At 71.3% G+C, this 19,380-nt stretch carries 18 protein-coding genes; 10 read left to right on the top strand and 8 right to left on the bottom strand.

The genetic code is table 11. The features are described from left to right. Positions 1–214 precede the first annotated feature (214 nt). The 7 genes from AC559T_RS06215 to AC559T_RS06185 all read left to right on the top strand — a co-directional run bounded on the left by AC559T_RS06215 (position 215) and on the right by AC559T_RS06185 (position 6,956). Positions 215–775, top strand: coding sequence for a TetR/AcrR family transcriptional regulator (locus AC559T_RS06215; protein ID WP_071066252.1), 561 nt, complete (start codon positions 215–217; stop codon positions 773–775). A 233-nt stretch (positions 776–1,008) separates the two neighbouring features. After that, positions 1,009–2,145, top strand: coding sequence for an acyl-CoA dehydrogenase family protein (locus AC559T_RS06210; protein WP_071066253.1), 1,137 nt, complete (start codon positions 1,009–1,011; stop codon positions 2,143–2,145). Beyond that, positions 2,142–3,455: an acyl-CoA dehydrogenase family protein gene (locus tag AC559T_RS06205; protein ID WP_116430166.1), complete on the top strand. Its 1,314-nt coding sequence runs from the start codon at positions 2,142–2,144 to the stop codon at positions 3,453–3,455. Before AC559T_RS06210 ends, AC559T_RS06205 begins: the two co-directional genes overlap by 4 nt. A 12-nt stretch (positions 3,456–3,467) precedes the next feature. Next, positions 3,468–4,652, top strand: a complete 1,185-nt coding sequence (locus AC559T_RS06200) for an amidohydrolase family protein (protein WP_498868056.1) — start codon at positions 3,468–3,470, stop codon at positions 4,650–4,652. A 118-nt stretch (positions 4,653–4,770) separates the two neighbouring features. Then, positions 4,771–5,631, top strand: coding sequence for an SDR family NAD(P)-dependent oxidoreductase (locus tag AC559T_RS06195; RefSeq protein ID WP_498868055.1), 861 nt, complete (start codon positions 4,771–4,773; stop codon positions 5,629–5,631). 173 nt (positions 5,632–5,804) lie between these two features. Then, positions 5,805–6,362: a nuclear transport factor 2 family protein gene (locus AC559T_RS06190; protein ID WP_071066256.1), complete on the top strand. Its 558-nt coding sequence runs from the start codon at positions 5,805–5,807 to the stop codon at positions 6,360–6,362. A gap of 54 nt (positions 6,363–6,416) precedes the next feature. Next, positions 6,417–6,956 (top strand): nuclear transport factor 2 family protein, encoded by a 540-nt coding sequence (locus AC559T_RS06185; RefSeq protein WP_071066257.1) that lies wholly within the window; start codon positions 6,417–6,419, stop codon positions 6,954–6,956. Here AC559T_RS06185 and AC559T_RS06180 read toward each other — a convergent pair. Then, positions 6,928–7,350, bottom strand: a complete 423-nt coding sequence (locus AC559T_RS06180; RefSeq protein WP_112105660.1) for a PPOX class F420-dependent oxidoreductase — start codon at positions 7,348–7,350, stop codon at positions 6,928–6,930. The two genes, AC559T_RS06185 and AC559T_RS06180, sit on opposite strands and share 29 nt — an antisense overlap. A 144-nt stretch (positions 7,351–7,494) precedes the next feature. Next, a complete protein-coding gene (locus AC559T_RS06175; RefSeq protein WP_131622078.1) occupies positions 7,495–8,754 on the bottom strand; it encodes an aromatic ring-hydroxylating oxygenase subunit alpha in 1,260 nt (419 codons plus the stop codon). 243 nt (positions 8,755–8,997) lie between these two features. On the opposite strand from AC559T_RS06175, the gene AC559T_RS06170 reads away from it, so the two are divergent. Both AC559T_RS06170 and AC559T_RS06165 read left to right on the top strand, forming a co-directional pair. Then, positions 8,998–10,626 carry an aldo/keto reductase gene (locus AC559T_RS06170; protein ID WP_498868054.1) on the top strand — a complete coding sequence of 543 codons (1,629 nt, stop codon included), beginning with the start codon at positions 8,998–9,000 and terminating at the stop codon, positions 10,624–10,626. Between the two features lie 292 nt (positions 10,627–10,918). Next, a complete protein-coding gene (locus tag AC559T_RS06165) occupies positions 10,919–11,275 on the top strand; it encodes a group I truncated hemoglobin (protein WP_112105657.1) in 357 nt (118 codons plus the stop codon). A gap of 132 nt (positions 11,276–11,407) precedes the next feature. Here the strand turns inward: AC559T_RS06165 and AC559T_RS06160 are convergent, their stop codons facing one another. Continuing rightward, positions 11,408–11,995 carry a TetR/AcrR family transcriptional regulator gene (locus AC559T_RS06160; RefSeq protein WP_112105656.1) on the bottom strand — a complete coding sequence of 196 codons (588 nt, stop codon included), beginning with the start codon at positions 11,993–11,995 and terminating at the stop codon, positions 11,408–11,410. Positions 11,996–12,580: 585 nt separating this feature from the next. Here AC559T_RS06160 and AC559T_RS06155 point away from each other — a divergent pair. Further along, positions 12,581–13,825: a hypothetical protein gene (locus AC559T_RS06155; protein ID WP_112105654.1), complete on the top strand. Its 1,245-nt coding sequence runs from the start codon at positions 12,581–12,583 to the stop codon at positions 13,823–13,825. 103 nt (positions 13,826–13,928) lie between these two features. Here AC559T_RS06155 and AC559T_RS06150 read toward each other — a convergent pair whose 3' ends face one another. The 5 genes from AC559T_RS06150 to AC559T_RS06130 form a co-directional block, all read right to left on the bottom strand. Further along, a complete protein-coding gene (locus tag AC559T_RS06150) occupies positions 13,929–15,668 on the bottom strand; it encodes a glycosyltransferase family 2 protein (RefSeq protein WP_498868053.1) in 1,740 nt (579 codons plus the stop codon). Positions 15,669–15,761: 93 nt separating this feature from the next. After that, positions 15,762–15,929, bottom strand: a complete 168-nt coding sequence (locus AC559T_RS06145; RefSeq protein ID WP_157904353.1) for a hypothetical protein — start codon at positions 15,927–15,929, stop codon at positions 15,762–15,764. Then, the gene (locus tag AC559T_RS06140) at positions 15,926–16,564 is read right to left on the bottom strand and encodes a PadR family transcriptional regulator (RefSeq protein ID WP_112105652.1); all 639 of its coding nucleotides are present in this window, start codon (positions 16,562–16,564) and stop codon (positions 15,926–15,928) included. The genes AC559T_RS06145 and AC559T_RS06140 overlap by 4 nt, the downstream gene beginning before the upstream one ends. 60 nt (positions 16,565–16,624) lie before the next feature. Beyond that, a complete protein-coding gene (locus AC559T_RS06135; protein WP_498868052.1) occupies positions 16,625–17,956 on the bottom strand; it encodes an ABC transporter substrate-binding protein in 1,332 nt (443 codons plus the stop codon). A 58-nt stretch (positions 17,957–18,014) separates the two neighbouring features. Beyond that, the gene (locus AC559T_RS06130; RefSeq protein WP_112105650.1) at positions 18,015–19,241 is read right to left on the bottom strand and encodes an ABC transporter substrate-binding protein; all 1,227 of its coding nucleotides are present in this window, start codon (positions 19,239–19,241) and stop codon (positions 18,015–18,017) included. Positions 19,242–19,380: the final 139 nt, after the last annotated feature.

Below are 19,380 nucleotides of genomic sequence, written 5' to 3'. Positions count from 1 at the left end.
CGCTGTGCGCGTGTCCCGCTGGCCCTGAAGCGAATGACCCGTTGTCCGCAGCGTTCGGCGCCATTCCCCGCCACGGTCCGACGCCTGGTCCGCCCTGCGCCCCGAATCGCCTTACCCGCGATCGGACCGGTCCTGCGAACTAGGCCGCTACGATACGGACCGGCGGTCCACATCGGCAAGAGGTCCGAGCACATCGGCGCGAGGAGGTGCAGCGGTGGCCGGGTCCGAGCGCGCCGACGCCGCCCGCAACCGGGCGGCGATCCTCGCGGCGGCGGCGGACCTGTTCGACCGCGACGGCGCCGAGCAGGTGTCGATGAACGACATCGCCCGGGCCGCGGGGGTCGGCAAGGGCACCCTGTTCCGCCGCTTCGGCGACCGCACCGCGCTGATCGAGGCCGTCCTGTACCCGCGGGTCGCCGCGATGCTGACCCTCGTCGAGCAGGGGCCTCCCCCGCTCGGCCCCGGCGGGGAGCCGGTGGCCGCGCTGCACGCCTACCTCGACTCGCTGCTCGACTTCGTCTGGACGAACCGCACCCTCATCCGCGCGCTCGAACACCACGGGCCGTACGCCTACTACGCCAACCCGTCCAGCCAGTACTGGATCAGCGAGCTCGCCCGGCGCCTCAACGCCGTGCGCCCGGGTGAGAACACCGACTACCTGACGCACGTCCTGTTCACCGCGCTGCGGGCCGACGTCATCGACTACCTGGTCTCCGGCCGCCGGATGGACCCCGACCGCGTCCGCGCCGGCCTGCACCGCCTCGCCGGCAGCTGACCGCCGACGTCAGCCCGCGGCGCCCGAATCATGCCCGAACCACCCTCTTGCGTATGTGGACCGCCGGTCCGTATCGTGACGGCCTAGTCCGCCGGACCGGTCCTGAACCACGGGCGCGCACCCCACGGTGTGCACCGCCCCGTGCGGCCGCGGTCGGACGGGAGCCCACGCGGCGCGACCCGAGCCGCGGCAGGCGTCGGGCAAGGGAGCCGAATGACGCGAGGTGACGGATCGTGCTGCTGGAGTTGAGTCCCGACCAGGAGGTCCTCAGGGAGGCGACCGCGAGATACCTCGCGGACCGGGTCCCGGCCGAGGCGGTCCGCCGCCTGCGCCACGACCCCGCCGGCTTCGAGGCCGACTACTGGCAGGGCGGAGCCGAGCTGGGGTGGACGTCCCTGCTGGTCGGTGAGGAGCAGGGCGGCGGGTCGATCAGCGGGTCCGCCCTGGTCGACCTGACGCTGGTCGCCCACGAGTTCGGCCTGCGCGCCGCACCCGGGCCGCTGGCCGCCACCAACGTCGTCGCCGCCGCGCTGGGCGCGGCGGGCCCAGCGCACTCCGAGGTCCTGGCCGACATCCTGTCGGGTGCCACGGTGGCGGCGTGGTGCCTCGGCGGGCCGCCGCCGCTGGACCGGCTCGACAGCGTCGGCCTCGCCCTGCGGGTCGACGGCGACGACCTCGTCCTCGACGGGGTGAGCCGCCCGGTCGAGTCGGCCGCCCAGGCCGGGCACCTGCTCGTCGCCGCCCGCGGCGAGGAGGGGCTCACCCAGCTGCTGGTGCCCGCGGCCACGCCCGGGGTGACGGTGGAGCCGCTGCGCACGGTCGACCTGACCCGGCGCTTCTTCGCCGTCCGGATGGACGGCGTCCGGGTGCCGCGCGCCGCCGTCGTCGGCGAGGTCGGCGCGGCGGCCGACCAGATCGAGCGCCAGCTCCAGCGCGCGATCGTGATCCTCAACGCCGAGACCGTCGGCGCGATGCAGGCCGCCTTCGACATGACCGTCCGCTGGGCCTTCGAGCGTTACTCCTTCGGCCGGCCCCTCGCGTCCTACCAGGCGCTCAAGCACCGTTTCGCCGACATGAAGACCTGGCTGGAAGGCGCGCACGCCGTCAACGACAGCGCCGCGGCGGCCGTCGACGCCGGCTCACCCGACGCCGGGGAGCTGGTGAGCGCGGCGAAGTCCTTCATCGGCGACTACGGGACGGAGCTGCTGCAGGACTGCGTCCAGCTGCACGGCGGGATCGGCGTGACCTATGAGCACGACCTGCACCTGTACCTGCGCCGCGTCACCGTGAACCGGGCGCTGTGCGGCACGCCGGCCGAGCACCGCCAGCGCGTCGCCGCCGTCGTCGAGCACCTCAAGGAGCGGGCATGACGTCCGACATCAGCACCGGCACCGGCTCGGCCGCCGGCGCGGCGAACGCGGAAGCCACGGAGAGCGTCGCGGACTTCCGCCGGCGGGCGCGGACGTGGATCCGCGCCAACCTGCGCCCCCTCGAGCACAACGAGGGTGCCGGCGTCATGCGGGCGGACACGACGGACGAGGAGGAGCTCGCCGCCGTCGCCCGCGAGCGGCAGATCCAGCGGATGCTGTTCGACGCCGGCCTCGCCGGCATCTGCTTCCCGCGCGAGTACGGCGGTCAGGGCCTGTCGCCGGAGCACCAGCGGGCGTTCAACGAGGAGATCACCGGCTTCGAGTACCCGGGCCGGCTGCAGGCGCCGACGTTCTCGCCGTGCGCCGCGGTGCTCCTCGAGTTCGGCACCCCGGAGCAGAAGGAGCGCCACCTCCCCGCCATCATCAAGGGCGAGGAGATCTGGATGCAGTTCCTCTCCGAGCCGAGCAGCGGCTCGGACGTCGCCGGCGCGCTGACCACCGCCGTGCGCGAGGGCGACGACTGGATCCTCAACGGCTCGAAGATCTGGACGACCGGGGCCTGGTGGTCGGACTGGGCGCTCTGCCTGGCCCGCACGAACTGGGACGTCCCGAAGCACCGCGGGCTCACCGTGTTCATCATGCCGTTGCGCCAGCCCGGCATCGACGTCCAGCGCATCGAGATGCTCAACGGCAACAAGGAGTTCTGCCAGGAGTTCATCACCGACGTCCGGGTCCCCGACACCGACCGCATCGGCGACGTCGACAACGGCTGGACCGTCGGCACCCGGTGGATGTTCCACGAGCGGATGCTGCACAACTCCCCGTTCGTCACCGTCCCCGCCGGCTGGTCCTACGGTGGCGTCGACGCCACCGTCCTGGTGGACGTCGCCCGCGACGCCGGCCGCCTCGACGAGCCGCGGGTACGGGACCTCATCGGCGAGGGCCGGGTGCTCGACCTGGTCCGCGAGTCGCTGCAGGGCCGGATCGGCCGCGGCGTCGTCTCCCGCCGGATGCCCGACCAGTCGGCCGCCATCGGGCGCCTGTTCGCCGGCATCGCCTCCACCCGCGTCACCAGCATGGCGTACGACATCGCCGGCTCGGCGGGCGCGGCCTGGAGCGCCGAGGACGGCGCGGTCGCCGAGTGCGGGAACGACTTCCTCCTGCGCCAGACCACCTGCATCGGCGGCGGGACCACCGAGATGGCCCGCAACGTGATCAGCGAGCGTGTCCTCGGCATGCCCCGCGAGCCCGCCCTCGACCGTGACCGTGCCTTCCGCGACGTACCCCGCGGGGGATCCGGCCGCTCCTGACCAGGAGGTGTGATGCCCACCCACGACATTCCGGTGTTCGACGCCGACAACCACCTGTACGAGACCCAGGACGCGCTCACCAAGTTCCTGCCGGCGCGCTACCGGGGCGCGATCGACTACGTCGACGTGCACGGCCGGACGAAGATCGTCGTGCGCGGGCAGATCAGCCAGTACATCCCGAACCCGACCTTCGAGGTCGTCGCCCGCCCGGGGGCGCAGGAGGACTACTACCGGCACGGCAACCCCGAGGGGAAGACGTACCGGGAGATCTTCGGCAAGCCGGTGCGGTCCATCGACGCCTGGCGGGAGCCGGCCGCGCGCATCAAGGTCATGGACGAGCAGGGGCTCGACCGCACCCTGATGTTCCCCACGCTCGCCAGCCTGATCGAGGAGCGGATGCGCGACGACGCGGACCTCGTCCACGCCGTCATCCACTCGCTCAACGAGTGGCTGTACGAGACCTGGCAGTTCGACTACCAGGACCGGATCTTCACCACGCCGGTGATCACCCTGCCGATCGTGGAGAAGGCCGTCGAGGAACTCGAGTGGGTCCTCGAGCGGGGCGCCCGGGTCATCCTCGTCCGGCCGGCGCCCGTGCCGGGCCTGCGCGGGCCGCGCTCGTTCGGCCTGCCGGAGTTCGACCCGTTCTGGGCCCGTGTGCAGGAGGCCGACATCCTCGTCGCACTGCACTCGTCCGACAGCGGGTACGCCCGCTACAGCGGCGAGTGGATGGGCGCCAACCGCGAGATGCTGCCGTTCCAGCCGAACCCGTTCCAGATGCTGCAGGCCTGGCGGCCGGTCGAGGACGCGGTCTCGGCGCTCGTCTGCCATGGCGCGCTCTCCCGCTTCCCCCGGCTGAAGGTGGCCGTCGTCGAGAACGGGATGAGCTGGGTCGCCCCGCTGATGGACGCCATGAAGAACCTGTACAAGAAGATGCCGCACGACTTTCCCGAGAACCCGCTCGACGTGATCCGGCGCAACGTCTACGTCAGCCCGTTCTGGGAGGAGGACCTCGGCGCGCTGACCAAGGTCCTCGGTGAGGACCACGTGCTGTTCGGGTCCGACTATCCGCATCCGGAGGGGCTGGCGAACCCGGTCAGCTACATCGACGAGCTCGCCCACCTGCCGGAACCGCTCGTGCGCAAGCTCATGGGCGGCAACCTCGCCCAGCTCATGAAGGTCCCGGCCGCGGTCTGAGCGGCAGCGCCTGATGAACCTCGCGGGGTAGGTCCCCCGCCCGTGGTCCGGCCGGCCACCACGGTGCCGTCGGGGCGGCCGGCCGGACCACAGCCATGAACACCAGCTGGGAGTTCGCATGGGTTTACTTTCGGGCCGGGTCGCCGTCGTCACCGGCGCCAGCCGGGGCATCGGGAAGGGCATCGCGCTCGCGCTCGCCGACGAGGGCGCGACGGTCTACGTCACCGGGCGGACGGTGTCCCCCGGCTCGCATCCGCTTCCCGGCACGGTCGGGGAGACCGCGGCGGAGGTGGACCGCCGGGGCGGCCAGGGCATCGCCGTGCAGGTCGACCACGGGGACGACGACCAGGTCGCCGCGCTGTTCGAGCAGGTCGAGCGCGAGCAGGGCCGGCTGGACATCCTGGTCAACAACGCCTTCTCCCTGCCCGAGGACCTGACGGAGCCGAACCCGTTCTGGGAGAAGCCGCTGTCGAACTGGGAGATGGTCGACGTCGGGGTGCGGTCGAACTTCGTCGCCGCCTGGCACGCGGCGCGGCTCATGGTTCCGCGCCGGGCCGGCCTCATCGTGGCGATCTCCGGCTACGTGGGAGTGACCTACACCTACGGCGTCGTCTTCGGCACCTGCAAGTCCGCGGTCGACCGCATGGCCAGGGACATGGCCGTCGAGCTCAAGCCGCACAACATCGCGTCGATCTCGCTGTGGCAGGGCCTCACCTTCACCGAGCGGGCCGAGCGCAACATCTCGCTGAACCCCACGATGAAGGAGCAGCTCGTCACCAACCCGACGATCGGCTGCTCGCCGGAGTTCCCCGGCCGCGTCATCGCGGCGCTCGTCCAGGACACGGACCTGATGCGGCACTCCGGGGGCACCTTCATCACCGCCGAGCTGGCCCAGGAGTACGGCGTCACCGACCTCGACGGGAAGGTCATCCCGTCCCTGCGGGCCCAGCGTGGCGCCCCGCTCTGGTCCCCCGTCTAGCGGCCCGCGAACCGCCGGCGCCCCCTGAACCAGAGGCGCGGTCCCCAACCAGCGGCGTTCCCTGAACCAGCTACGCCGCACACAGCATCGCAGAGCGCACGCCACCACACCCACGACCCGCATCTCCACCCCCGGCGTCGACGCCGACGTCGGCACAGCAACCGCGAGGAACGATGAGCCAGCCCATCACCGCCGAGAAGCTCGCCCGGCTCGAACGACTGCTCGAGCGGCAGGACATCCACGACACCCTGACCCGGTTCAGCCGGGGCATGGACCGGTTCGACCGCGAGCTCTTCCTCTCCGCCTTCCATCCCGACGCCGTGATCGCCGCCGGTCCGTTCGTCGGCGGCCCGGTCGAGCTGTACGACTGGGCGTCCGCCGGACATGAGCAGGGCCAGGTGGCCACCCACCACAACCTGCTCAACGTCACCATCGACATCGACGGCGACACCGCGCACACCGAGACGTACTACCTGTTCGTCGGGCGCAACCGCGACGACTCCAACTGGATCGCCGGTGGCCGCTACATCGACCGGCTGGAACGGCGCGCGGGTGAATGGCGGATCGCGCTGCGCACCAACGCCATCGAGTGGTCGGGCCTGGTGCCCACCATGGACATCCCGTTCTCCGACGTGCCGGACATCCACCTCGACGGCGCTCCCGCCCGCGGCAAGGAGGACCCCTCCTACCGGCGGCCGTTGATCAACACCCGCAAGCCGCAGATTCCCTAGCCCGGGGCGGCCACCGCCCGTTCCACCCCCAGCCGACCACGAGGTGAGCCGGATATGACTATCAGCGCCGACGACCTGAGTTTCGTCCTCGACCGGGAACAGATCCGCGACGTCCTCGCCCGGCTGGCCAGGGGCGAGGACCGGCGCGACGCGGACCTGATCAGCGGGGCGTACTGGCCGGACGCGACCGACGACCACGGCATCTTCCGCGGCACGTTCAAGGAGTACCTGGCGTGGGTCGTGCCCGGCGCGCCCTCGATTCCCGTCACCCTGCACACGCTGGGCCAGACCCTGATCGACGTCACGGGTGACACCGCGGTGGCCGAGACCCACGTCACCTCCTATCACCGGATCGACTTCGGTGAGCAGGAGCATGACGTCGTGATCGGCGGCCGTTACGTCGACCGGCTGGAGAAGCGGGACGGGGAGTGGCGCATCGCGCACCGCACCATGCTCTACGACTGGTTCCGGGATTTCGGGCAGTCGGTGGACTGGTCGCAGGGGGTCATGGGCACCCCGTTCCTCGCCGACCACTACGTGGGCAGCGCGAACGGCGACCACAGCGTCACGTTGTTCCAGCAGAAATCCGACTGACCCCGCGCGCCCGCAGTGCCGCCCCGTCCGGATCGACACCCCAGCTGATGATCCGGACGGGGTGGATGCGGATGACCTCGCGGCTGAGATGACGCTGCGGCGGGTCCTGATCGGTCAGCGCCTCCGCCGTTCCCCGGATCTCCACGCCGCGCACCCGCCACGGGTCGACGGAGGCGATGTCGTCGACGACGAGGGACACCACGCCGGTGGCCGCGACGTTGCGGAACTTCCGGCTGGCGCCCAGGTCGTACCCGTGGATGTCGATCGTGCCGGTCGCCTCGTTGACGCGGAAGGCGACCGGGGAGTTCTGCGGCGCGCCGCCCGGGGCGACGGTCGCCAGCCGGCCGAGCCGCTGACTGGCCAGATACGCACGTTCGGTCTCGGTGAAGTCCATGCCGCCAGCCTCCGACATGAAGTGGACTTCAGGTCAAGGGGGCGGCGCCGGACCCGGCGGAGCCGGGACCGGTTCGGCACCAGGCCAGACGCGCCCTACGGGGCAGCGCCCAACAGAGCAGCGCCCGGCCGCCGGCGTGCGGTGCTACCCCTGGTACCCGGCGACGTAGTCGCCCGCGGTCTTGTGGAGGTGCCGGATGGCGATCTCCTGGTCGTTGAGCGGGAACCGCGAGACGGCGCGGGACTCGAGCATGGTCTGCGTGGCCTCGAGCGTGTTGCAGTCCTGCAGCGCGAACTCCTTGAAGGTGACCGCGGCAAGCTCCTGCCGGATGCGGTCCTGCGCGGTCCGGGCCGGCACGAAGTACAGCGTGCCCTCGAAGATGTGCTGGTTGTACGCCGTCGGCCAGTAGTGGTAGGTGAGGTACCAGCCCGGCGCCCACACCACGATCATGAAGTTCGGGAAGAAGACGTAGGAGTCCAGGCCCCACGCCGGGTGGCCGACCGGGTTGACCCCCGACGGCAGCGGGTTCAGGCCCTCGATGTCGGGGCGGTCCCACGGCCCGAAGTTGCCGCTGCGCAGGACCCGCTCGATCGGCTTCACCATGTTGAGGTCCTTGGGCGGCGACATCCCGCCCCACGCCGACTGCATCGAGTGCGGACCGTCGATGTCGTAGTGCAGTGACTCGTAGCCGTAGCCCAGCAGCTTGCGTGACTCGTCGCCCACGTACTGCTTCGCGTGCAGGACGGGCGCGTGGTAGAACTCCGCGAACGCGTCGATGTAGAGCTTCCAGTTGCTCCCGACCTCGGCCCGGTACTTGTAGACCTCGGTCATCTCACCGAAGGGATAGCCCTCGAGTCCCTTCGCGAAGCGCCCCAGGTACTCGGCCAGCGATGTCGTGCCCTCGCTGTCGAGGTTGATGAAGATGAAGCCCTCCCACAGCTCACAGCGCACCGGTACCAGACCGAGCTGCGACCTGTCGAGGTCGAAGAACTCCGACTCCTGCTGGACGAACGTGCAGGAGCCGTCGAGCCCGTAACGCCAGGCGTGGTACTTGCAGGTGAACTGCCGTGCCGTGCCGTGCGTCTCCTCCTGGGGGAAGTCGTTCCACACCAGCTTGTTGCCGCGATGCCGGCAGACGTTGTGGAACGCGCGGACCTCGCCTTCGGCGTCGCGGACGACGATCAGCGACGCACGCGCGGCGTGGATCTCCTTCGTGAAGTAGTTGCCGGTCCTCGGGATCTGCTCGACCCGACCGACGTTGAGCCAGGTCCGCCCGAAGATCGCCTTGCGCTCCAGCTCATAGTGCTCGGGCGAGATCGAGTCCTCGAACGAGACGAACCCGGTACCGAGGTCCGGGTAGTGCTCGGTCCAGCTGCCCTCCGCGGGCTTCGGGAAGTGCGCCATCCGTCTACCTCCGAGCCGATGCACGTACGAGCCACGTGGCTACGGGCCGCCGCGAACTCCGAAACGATCCATCCGCGTGCTGCTTCTCCAGCCGCGTGAGAATGAACCCTACGAGTCCGTATGGTTTTGGTCAACAGCCGGCGGCAACGGGCGGACCAGGGCCGCGCCCGCCTCCCATGAAGGCGCCCGGACGGCACCGCCGTCGACCTTGACCAGAATCCGACGCATCCGTAGCTTTAGCGGATGGAGTCCAGGGCGGGTGGCGAGCGTTCACGGGCCGGGCGCCCGACGGCAACGGAGGCAGCCAGGCTGACCGAGCGGCTCCGGCGGGCCGCCGTCGACACGTTCCTGGAGTCGGGCTACGACGGCACCACGATGGAGGCCGTCGCGCAGGCCGCGGGAATCACCAAGAGCACCCTGTATGCCCGCTATCCCGACAAGCGAACTCTGTTCATCGCGGTGAGCTCGTGGGCGCTCACCCGCCAGGAGCGCGACGAGCGCGTCCTCGAACCGCTGCCCGACGACCTCGCCGAGAGCCTGACCGTGATCGCGCGGGCGATCCTGGCCCGCTCGGTCGACCCCGACATCGTCCGCCTGAGCCGGATGGCGATCGCCGAGTCCGCGCGCTTCCCCGAGTTCGCGGCGAGCTCGCAGGCCGTCACCTGGTCACCGCGGGTGCAACTGATCATTGATCTGCTACGCAGGCACGAGAGCGCGGGCACCGTGGTCGTCGGGGACGTCGACCTCGCCGCCGAGCAGTTCTTCGCCATGGTCGGCGCGATGCCGGCGTGGCTGGCCGCCTACGGCATCTACCGGACCCCCGAGGTCGAGGAGGAGCACCTCCACCACGCGGTGAGCCTCTTCCTCAACGGCGTCCTGGCCAGGCCGGAGACCATGCCGGACCCGCACCCGACCGAGGCCACCAGGCCCACCGAGGCCGCCAGGCCCGCCGGGGAGGGACCGGCCGTCCCGCGTGCGAGCTGGCCGATGGAGTACCGGCGGCTCGGCCGCAGCGGGCTGAACGTCTCGCGGCTCGCGCTGGGAGTCGCGGCTCTCGGCGCCGGGCCCGCGGGCCATGACGAGCGGGCCGCGATCGGCGTCATCCACCGCTTCCTCGACGCCGGCGGCAACCTCCTCGACACCACCGCCGCGGGCGACATCGGCCGGGGCGGCACGGACCCGGACGGCGCCGCGGCGGAACTCTGCGGCCGTGCCGTTCGGGACAGGCGCTCGAGCGTCGTCCTGGCCTCGAGCGTCGGGCGGCCGAGCGGGCAGGGCCCCCACGACGGCGGGAACAGCCGCCGTCATATCCGGGCCGCCTGCGAGGCGACCCTCCGCCGGCTCCGGACGGACTATCTCGACCTCCTCCAACTCGACGCCGACGACCCGACGACCCCACTGGAGGAGACGATCGACGCGCTGGACGACCTGGTGCGCGCCGGGAAGGTCCTCTACGTCGGCGTCGCCAACCTGCACGTCTACCGGGTGATGAAGGCGCTGTCGGTCAGCGACCGGCTCGGCCGGGCCCGTTTCATCTCGTTCCGCGGCCCGTACGGCCTGCTCTCGCGGGAGCTCGAACACGAGCACCTCCCGCTGCTCGCGGAGGAAGGCCTCGGCCTGATCAGCACGAGCTCACTCCGCTCCCACGGGCACGGGCACGCCACCGTCGCCGCCACGGAGGCCACGGCGGCGGAGCTCGGGTGCACGACCACGCAGCTGTCGCTGGCCTGGCAACTGACGAGACCCGTCACCTCGATCACGCTCGACGTCGCCTCCGCGGCCCAGCTGGACGAGCACCTCGCGGCTCTGGGCATCGAGATCCCCACCGAGATCGCGGCAGCACTGGAACAGGTCTCCCGTCCCCAGGGGTAACGGTCCGCGGCCGCGCCGGCCGGCCGGCCGGTACGGCCGCGGCCGCGCGCCGCCCGGCTGACAGCGGCGCTGACAGCGGCGCGGCGGCTTCACCTGCTGATACGCGTGGCCGTGAGGAGTCGGGCGGCCCCCGACCGCGTGCCGTCCGTCGCTCCCGCGTCGACATTCGGCTCTTTCGAACGCGTTACCTGCGCGATTTAGTGGACGTGTCGGAAATGTACCAATGCGGCCCATGGAAACGCACGTGGTCACCGACCTCGACTGGGCCCATCCTGCGAAAGCGAGACCTCTGATGAGTATCTACGACGCTATCGGTGGTGCGAGCGCCGTGCAGGCCGCGGTCGACGAGTTCTACGTCCGGGTGACGGCCGACCCCGAGCTCGCGCCCTTCTTCGCCGGCAAGGACATCCCGCACCTCAAGGCGCACCAGCAGGCGTTCATCTCCGCGGCGATCGGCGGGCCCGAGGTCTACCAGGGCGGAGCGATCGCCTCGGTGCACTCCGGCCTCCGGATCACCGATGCCAACTTCGACGCCGTGGTGGACCACCTGGTCTCGGCGCTGAGCGGCCTCGGCGTCCCGGCGGAGACCACCGGCCAGATCGGAGCGGCGCTCGCGCCCCTGCGTGCCGACATCGTCACGGCGAAGTAGCGCCCACCGGCGCCGGGCCGTCCCAACAGGGCCGTCCCATCGGATGGGGCTCGGGACCGTGCGCCGCCCGGCTGGTGAGGCCGACCAGCGCGGCCGGGCACGGCCCCGAGCGGCTCGGGCCGCGGCGCGGGCTCAGACGGCGACGAGTCTGTGCAGACCGGCGCGGACCTGCGACAGCGGCATCCCGCGCGCCGAGACCAGGTAGTCGACGGCGTTGGCCCGCAGCGCGGGGAACAGCACGTGCGCCAGGTATTCGGCGTCGGCGTCGGCGTCACCGCCGGGACGGGTGGCGGACAGCCGCCGCGCCAGCTCGCCGATCCAGAACTCGCTGAGTGGGCTGGTGTAGTAGGTCTCCAGGCTGTCATCCTCCAGGGTGCGGATGAGGGCCCGGTTGGTCCAGACGAACTCGAGCAGGGCGTCGAGGTAGGCGTTCAGGGCGTCGACGGGCTCGCCGCCGGGGCCGAGCGGCGCAGGCCCCTCCTCGATCCGCTCCCGCAGCGCGGCGGCGCGGGGGGCCAGCACCGCGTGGATCAGCGCCGCGCGGTCACCGACGCGGCTCAGCACCGTGGACCTGCCGACGCCGGCGGCCTCGGCGATGTTCTCCATCGAGACCGCCTCGACCCCGCCCCGCTCGAACAGGATGGCGGCCGCCGCCACGATCGCCGCCCGGCCGCAGGCGGTGTCCGATCTTTCCGGAGCCACTGCTCTTTCGAGAGCCACGGCGCTCCTCCCCTTACGGAGGCGGACTGATGGTCCGTATCGTAACAGCATTCCGGACCGACGGTCCGTTTCTGCTGGTCGACAACACTCGCGGGCACCCGGCCTCCTGACCGGCGGGCACAGCAACGGCGAGATCGGACCGTGCGGGGGCGGCGGTTCGGCGGGGCGCGCCCGCCGGTGCGCGGCCCCGAAAGCGGCTGGCACGTGGCATCGACATCAGCATCGGCACGCACCGCGGCAGCTGTCGGCCGTCAATCCTCCCGTTCATCCGCCATGAAAATGCGGACACTTACGGAAGGTAGGTCAGGCGATGCGCCGTACAACTCGATTACTCGTCACATCCGTCGCTTGCTGTGCGGCCATTCTTCTCGGGGTCTGCGGCGACGGCGACTCCGCCCCGGCCGCCCGGCTCCGCCCTCACTCTTCGTGGCTGCCGGTGCCCATCCGGCGCGGTGGGTGGCGCCGCTCGGTGGTGGCCCTGCGCCACCGTGTAGAAATGCGCGGTCTGCCGGGAGAGTCCCGGTGTGCGCGTCCTGTGCCCCGCGAGCGGTCGCACGGGCGGCCGAGGGTCGGGAACCGGGGGCCATGCCGGACTCATCCGCTTTCGATGTGCTGATCGGGCTGGCGCTGCTCTTCGCCGTGTTCAGCCTCGCCGTGTCCCGGATCAACGAGGCTGTGCTCGCCCTGTTCCGCTACCGGGGACGCCAGCTCGAGGCCGAGCTGCGGCGGCTGCTCGGCGCCCGGCCAGCCGGCGCCCCCGACGGCGACCCTGAGGACGGCCCCGACGGCGGCAACCCGCCGGACGTCGCCGCCGAACTGCTGGACGGCCCGCTGCGCACCACCCGTGCCACCGGCCGCAACGCCACCCCGCCGGCCATGGCGGACCACCCGCCCGTCTCCGGGGCCCTGGCCGCGGTGCGCCGGGCACGCAGCCTGCGGCTGCCGTCGTACGTGCCGTCGACCGCCTTCGCCCAGGCGCTCCTCGACCGGGTCGACCCGCCCGCCCGGGCCATGCTGTCCCAGCTCCGCCCGGAGACCCTGCCCGACCATGTCACCGACGAGGCCCGGGCCGCCTACCGGCGCGCCTACGACGAAGCCCGACACGCCCTCGACGAGCGGACCGCCCAGGCGCTGTACGCCGCGATGCCCGCGGACCACCCGGCCGGGCGGGTGATGGCGGCCGCGCTCGTCGCCGCCACCGGCTCCGGCGCGGTCGGGACCATCGAGGACGGGCTCGCCTCGCTCCCCCCCTCGCCGGCGAAGGACGCCCTGATCGCGGCGACCGTCCAGGCCGCCGGGGACCGCGAGAAGATCGTCACCGAGCTGGCCCGCTGGTACGACGATGCCATGGACCGCCTCTCCGGCTGGTACCGGCGGCGTATCGCCATCTTCCTGCTCTGCTACGCGATCCTGCTGGCCGTCCCGTTCAACCTCGACGCGATCGGGCTGGCCCGGGCGTTCTGGCAGGACGGGACGGTACGCCAGGCCGCGGTGGCGGCCGCCCAGGTCGAGGTGACCTCCGGCGGCGCGGCGGCACCCGACCAGCCCGAGCCCGACCAGCCCACGGCCGGCGAGGCGGCGGAGCAGGCGGTCCAGGCCGTGCGGGACGCCTCCGGACTCGCCGTCCCGATCGGCTGGGTGCACAACTCGGAGGAGCGGGACGACCCGCGGGAGGTCCCCGACTCCGTCGGCGGCTGGCTGCTGAAGATCGCCGGCCTCGCGATCGGCTGCTTCGCGCTCACCGCCGGCGCCCCGTTCTGGTTCGACCTGCTCGGACGGCTGGTCAACATGCGCGCCACCGGGCCCAAGCCCCGGGCCACCAACGGCTGACACGGGCCGGAGCCGGCGAGAGGGGCGGCCCCCCGGCCGGTTCACCGCCGGCGATCAGCTGACCGCCGGCTTCGGCACCGCCAGCATTTTCGGGTAAGCCCGGTCAGCCCTCCAGGAGGGTGACGACGGCGAAGCTCAGCACCAGTCCGAGGATGACGGCCCGGATCGGCAGCTGGGCCCGCTCCACCCGGTCCTGGCGTTCCGAGAGCGCCGACAGCGGCCCGGCCACCATCGACAGCAGCACCCCGGCCCACACCAGCGCGGACAGGTCGGCCACGTCCGGGCTGACGCCGACGACGAGAATGGTGACCACCAGACTGGCGGCGAAAAGCACCTGGGGCAGCAGCAGGAGCGACATCCGCGGCAGCGCGGTCTTCGCGGTCGCGCCGGAGTCGGGTCGGCCGGAGAGCACGACCCGCACGAACGACAGCGCGTACAGCGGAGCGTTGAACAGGGTGCTGGCCACCGTCCGCTGGGCTCCGCGCGGCCCGGTGTAGGCGACGATGAACAGCAGCGAGCCGACCAGGTACGGCAGGGCGTGCAGCACGTAGGCGGTCAGCGACACCCCGGCCGCGATCTGGACCCCGGCCAGGACGCTCAGCGGCGGCCCCAGCAGGAACATCATCTGCGCGCACGCCACCAGGTAGCCGATCCCGGTGTGCAGGTAGTGCGCCCGCTGCCAGCCGGTCAGGCCGGGCTTGCGCAGCGGGTTGTCGAACAGCAGCAGGCGCAGGCCGTCCATCGCCCACCGGCTGCGCTGCTTGGCGTACTCCGCCGCGGTGGCCGGCGCGATCCCGACGGACACCGGGCCGTGGTGGTAGACGCTCTGCCAGCCGGCGGCGTGCAGCTGGTAGGAGGTGTGCAGGTCCTCGACGATGTTCCACTCGCTGAAGCCGCCGACGGACTCGACCGCCGTCCGCCGGTACAGGGTGCCGTTCCCGCAGGACGACGCGGCGCTGTCGCGGTCCTTCGCCGGCTGCACCGCCTTGTACAGCATCGGTTCGGCGTTGTTGAGCACGTCGTGGCGGCCGACGTCGAAGCGCTGCTCGGTGCAGACGAACCCGACCTTCGGATCCCGCAGGTAGCCGAGGACGAGCTCGCCGAGATCGGGCACCGCGATGTGATCGGCGTCCAGCGTCATGATCGCGTCGCCGTCGGTGCGGGCCAGGCCGTGGTTGAGGTTCGCGGCCTTGCCACGCGGCCCGTCGGTGCGGGTGAAGCAGGTGATCCCGAGCCGGGCGGCGAGGGCGTCGATGTCGCGCCAGTTGGGCCGGCCGGCGATCCGCCCGTCGTTGAGGACGTAGGTGCGGTGCGGGTAGTCGATCGCCAGCGCCGCGCGCAGCGTCGCCTCGATCATCTCGACCGGCTCTCCGCAGACGGTGACGAAGACGTCGAGGGTGCCGGCCGGCGCCGGGGCGCGCCGGACGTAGCCGGTGCGCATCCGGCCGGTCATCACCGCCGTCCACACGATCGTGAGGTAGCTGACGATCTCGGCCGCGTAGAACAGGTGGCCGGCCACGCCGGTGCCGTCCAGCGTCCCGGCGCGCCACACCGCGTACACCGCGCCGATCAGCGTGATCGCGACCCCGACGACCCGTCCGGCGACGGCCCTCCACCACGCGACGGGCACCCTGACCCAGGTGTCGACGCCGTCCAGCGGCGGGATCCCGGCCGGGGAGGCGTCGCGGGTGTCGCCGGCCACGGCCTGCGCCGGGATCGCCGGGACGGCCGGGGCCGCGACCGCGGACGGCTCACGCGGAGCCAGGCTGGGCGGTGCTGACGGTGGCGCGAACTCGGGTGAAGCCGGGCCGGCCACGTCGGCGGGCGCTGCCTGGTACGCCATACAAGTCCCTTCTCTATCCCCCCGCCATGCATCCTGTCAGCTGGTCATTTCGGGCTAGTTCGCTGGGGGGCGGCAGCCGCCGGACTCCGCCACCTATGTGGTCTCGCCGGGCCCCACCGCGGTGCCAACCGCGTCCGCCGGCCCGCGCGCTGCCAGCCCTTCGCGCCGCCGGCAGTGCGGTGGGCGTGGGGGTGCGGCGGAGGCGCGAGGGACGCGGCGGGCCGCCGACTCCCGGACGGCGCCGTCCAGTGTGATCGTCATCGGCGGGCCTCCGTGACGGCACCCGGGCGCTCACCGCCGGACGCACCACCGGCAGACGCACCACCGGGCGCAGCGGCGTCGGTGCGGGTGCGCGTCACGGCGGCTCGCGCCAGGCGGGACTCGACGTGGTCGAGCCAGCGGATCTCGGCCTCGGCGGCGAAGACCAGACTGTCCAGCACGAGCAGCCAGGCGACGTCCCCGGTCTCGTCGGCCTGCCGGCGCAGCCGGGTGTGCTCCTGCATCGCCCGCAGCGTCTCGGTGCGCTGCCGCAGCACCAGCCCGCCGACATCGACACCGGGCACCGTGACGGCGAGCGCCAGCTTGATGGCGAGCTCGTCCCGGCCGACCGTGCGGCGGCTGACCGGGGTCGTCCACCAGCGCCGCGCGGCCGCGTGGCCCGACGCGCTGAGCCGGTAGACGATGCCCCGGCCCTCCCCACCGGCGGGCGCCTGCGGGCCGGGGTCCTCAGCACCCTCGACGAGCCCGTCGCGCTCGAGGCGGCGCAACGTCGTATAGACCTGCCCGATGTTCAGCGGCCAGGTCGACCCGGTTCTGGACTCGAACTCCGCTCGCAGCTGGTAGCCGTACATCGGGCGCTCGGCCAGCAGCGCGAGCAACCCGTTCCTGATCGACATCCCGACCCCGCACACCGCCCGTCACGGCGGCGGCCGGGACCGCCGCCGTGACCCGTCACCTCAGCCGAAGCTCGTCGGCTTCGGCTCGGACCAGGTGGTGTCCTTCGGCGGCCAGCAGACGAACGGCTTGTCCTTCGTTCCACCGACGATCTCGAACTTCCCGCCCCGTACGCGGACGAGCGCCCGGCAGTCGAGCTTGTAGCCGTTGGTGACCGGGTCGGCCTTGGAACGCTGGCCGTGCTGGCGCGACCAGTCCACCGGAACGGTCAGGCCATCCGCGGTGTAGTCGGTCAGGTGGTTGGTGGCGTCGATCACGGACGCCTGGGTGAACGCCGGCCCCGCCTTGAGGATGCCCTGGTAGGCGAGGTCCGCGTTGATCCATCCGTACATCGCCATCTCGTCGGGCCGGCCGCCCACCTTGCCGATCCACTTCTTGAACGTGGCCATGGCGGTGTCCGCGGGATCGGCCTCGAACGGCCGGAACCCGACGCTGACGTAGTCACCCTCGAAAAGCGCGCCGGCCTCCTCGACGAACTTCTGGTTGTAGGTGTTCAGGTGGTACATCGGGACGTCGCCCATGCCCTGCCGCTCGAGTTCCTGGGCCAGGGTCTTCATGCCGTTCAGATCGAGACAGGTGATGACCAGCTGCGCGTCCGCGCGCTTCATCGCGGCCACCTCCGGACCGACCCCGTTACTCAGGCCGAACGCCAGGGTGTCATTCTTGTAGACGATCTCCTGGTCGGTGGCCGCACCGTACCGCTCGATCGTGTCGGTGATCTGGGTGACGCACTGCTTCGAGTTGTCGGACACGCCGTACCCGAGCGCCGCGATCCGCTTGGTGCCGGCCAGTTCGGCGACGTAGGTGAAAGTGCGGTCCATGCAGTCCAGGCAGGGCGGGGCCGCGTTACCGAAGATGCTCTTCCGGCCGATCATCTGCGCCGGGTGGATGTCCCATCCATACAACGGGATCCCCGCGTCCGCGAAGTTCTGCCATCCGCTGGCGAGCTGCGGGGCGCTGAAGGTCGCGAAGGTGTCCTTCGCCGACACGATCTCGATCGCCTTCTGCTGGTTCTGCCCGAGCGCGTCATCGAGCTCCCGGGCGACGACGAGCTTGCGGCCGTGGACGCCGCCCTCGCTGTTCCGGTAGTCGAAATACGCCTTGATCCCCTGGGAGAAGCAGTCCAGCAGGCAGGTGCCCAGCGGGTTGTTGGTTCGCGTCCCCAGGACGGAGAACCGGATCTCGGCGTTCGTGACACCCGGTACCGCGCCGCCACCGGCGGACGAGGCGGGGGCGGCGGTGTTCGAGTCGGAGGAGTTCGAGCAGGCGGCGACCAGAGCGCCGACGGCAAGCAGGATGGCCAGGCAGCGCAGGCGGCGGCCATGACGTTTCATGGTCGGGCGGTTTCCTTCGTTCGGAGTACACGGATCGCACGCGGGCGGCACCGGCTCGTCAGTCGGCGAGCCGATGTCCGCAGTAGTTCGGGCTGACGATCTCGATGGCGGAGCCTTCGGGGTTCACCTCGACGAACGAGTAGCACTCGGCGGGCTTGCCGAAGTCACGTTCGAGGTCGATGTCGCCGATGAGGCCACCGGCGTTGTAGCCCTTCACCGCCCGGAGGCCGTCGATGTAGCCCTGCCGGGTCGGGCAGTCCCCCGCCTCCTCCAGGCCCCGGATGAACATGTCGGCGATGATGTAGCCGACCAGTGCCAGCGTCTGGTCGGTGTCCTGCAGCTGCGGGGCGTGGGTGGCCATCGCGGCGCGGTAGGAGTCGAGCGCGGGCGACTTCGTCTCCAGCGGTATGTAGGCGGCGAACGTCGTCAGACCCGCCAGCTGCGAGCCGTAGGTCTCCAACAGCTCGGCGTTCGGCGCGGGGCTGCTACTGAGGATGACCTTGAGCGGGACGCCCTGGCGCCGCGCGGCCGCGACGACCTGGGCCAGGCCCTCCGTGCTCAGCGTGCCGGCCAGCGTGTCGATGCCCTCCTCGGCCATCTGCCGCGCGAGCTGGTCCGCCTGGGCCGTGACGGGGTTGTTGTCGGTGCTGACCGAGGTCGTCGCGATCCCCACCGACCGGAAACTGGAGGTGAACTGTTCGGCGATGTGCGTCGACACCGTCGCGTCGAGCGGGTTGTACAGGATCATCGCCTTGGTCCCGCCGCGCTCATGGACGAACTTGCCGAACGTGTCGACCGAGCCCTTCGCCGTGAAACTGTAGTTGAAGGAGAACATGTTCCGGTACTTCGCCCACGCGTCCTCCACGGCGATCCCGAGCACCGGAATCCCGCGCTCCGCGAGATAGGCGGCGCTGCCCGAGGCCACCGTGCTCGTCTCGAGCATGCCGAAGATGTTTTCCCGCTCGATCAGTGTGCGGGCCATCGTGAGATTCACCGACACCTTGGCCGTGTCGTCTCGCCAGTCATAGACGATCTGGCGCCCGTGCACACCGCCGGCCGCGTTCACCGCTCCGAGTCGGGCGTCGATTCCGGCCCGGGCGGCACTGAACGTCACCGCGCCGAGCCCGGTGTCCGGAAACAACAGCCCCAGCTTGACCTCGTCCGCGGTGACACCCTCGGTGGTACAGGACGTCGCGCTCTGCGCCGCGCCGCCCTGACAGCCGGTCAGAGCGGCGGCGCATAACAGCACGGCGGACAACCACGACAGTGAACGAGTTGTCGCCATGCAAGCCTCCCGGGGATCGAGCCGATTCTTGCAGCCACCGTATCCCGGACGTCCAACATGGGTAACGACCTGCTCACAACTATGAATCGGCGCGCCTATACCACCTCGCGAATGATCACTCCGGCGTGCATGGACACTA

This window comes from Frankia sp. Hr75.2 (genome assembly GCF_949319125.1).
Taxonomy (GTDB): Bacteria; Actinomycetota; Actinomycetes; order Frankiales; family Frankiaceae; genus Parafrankia; species Parafrankia soli.
This window is presented reverse-complemented; position numbering and strand designations above follow the sequence as displayed.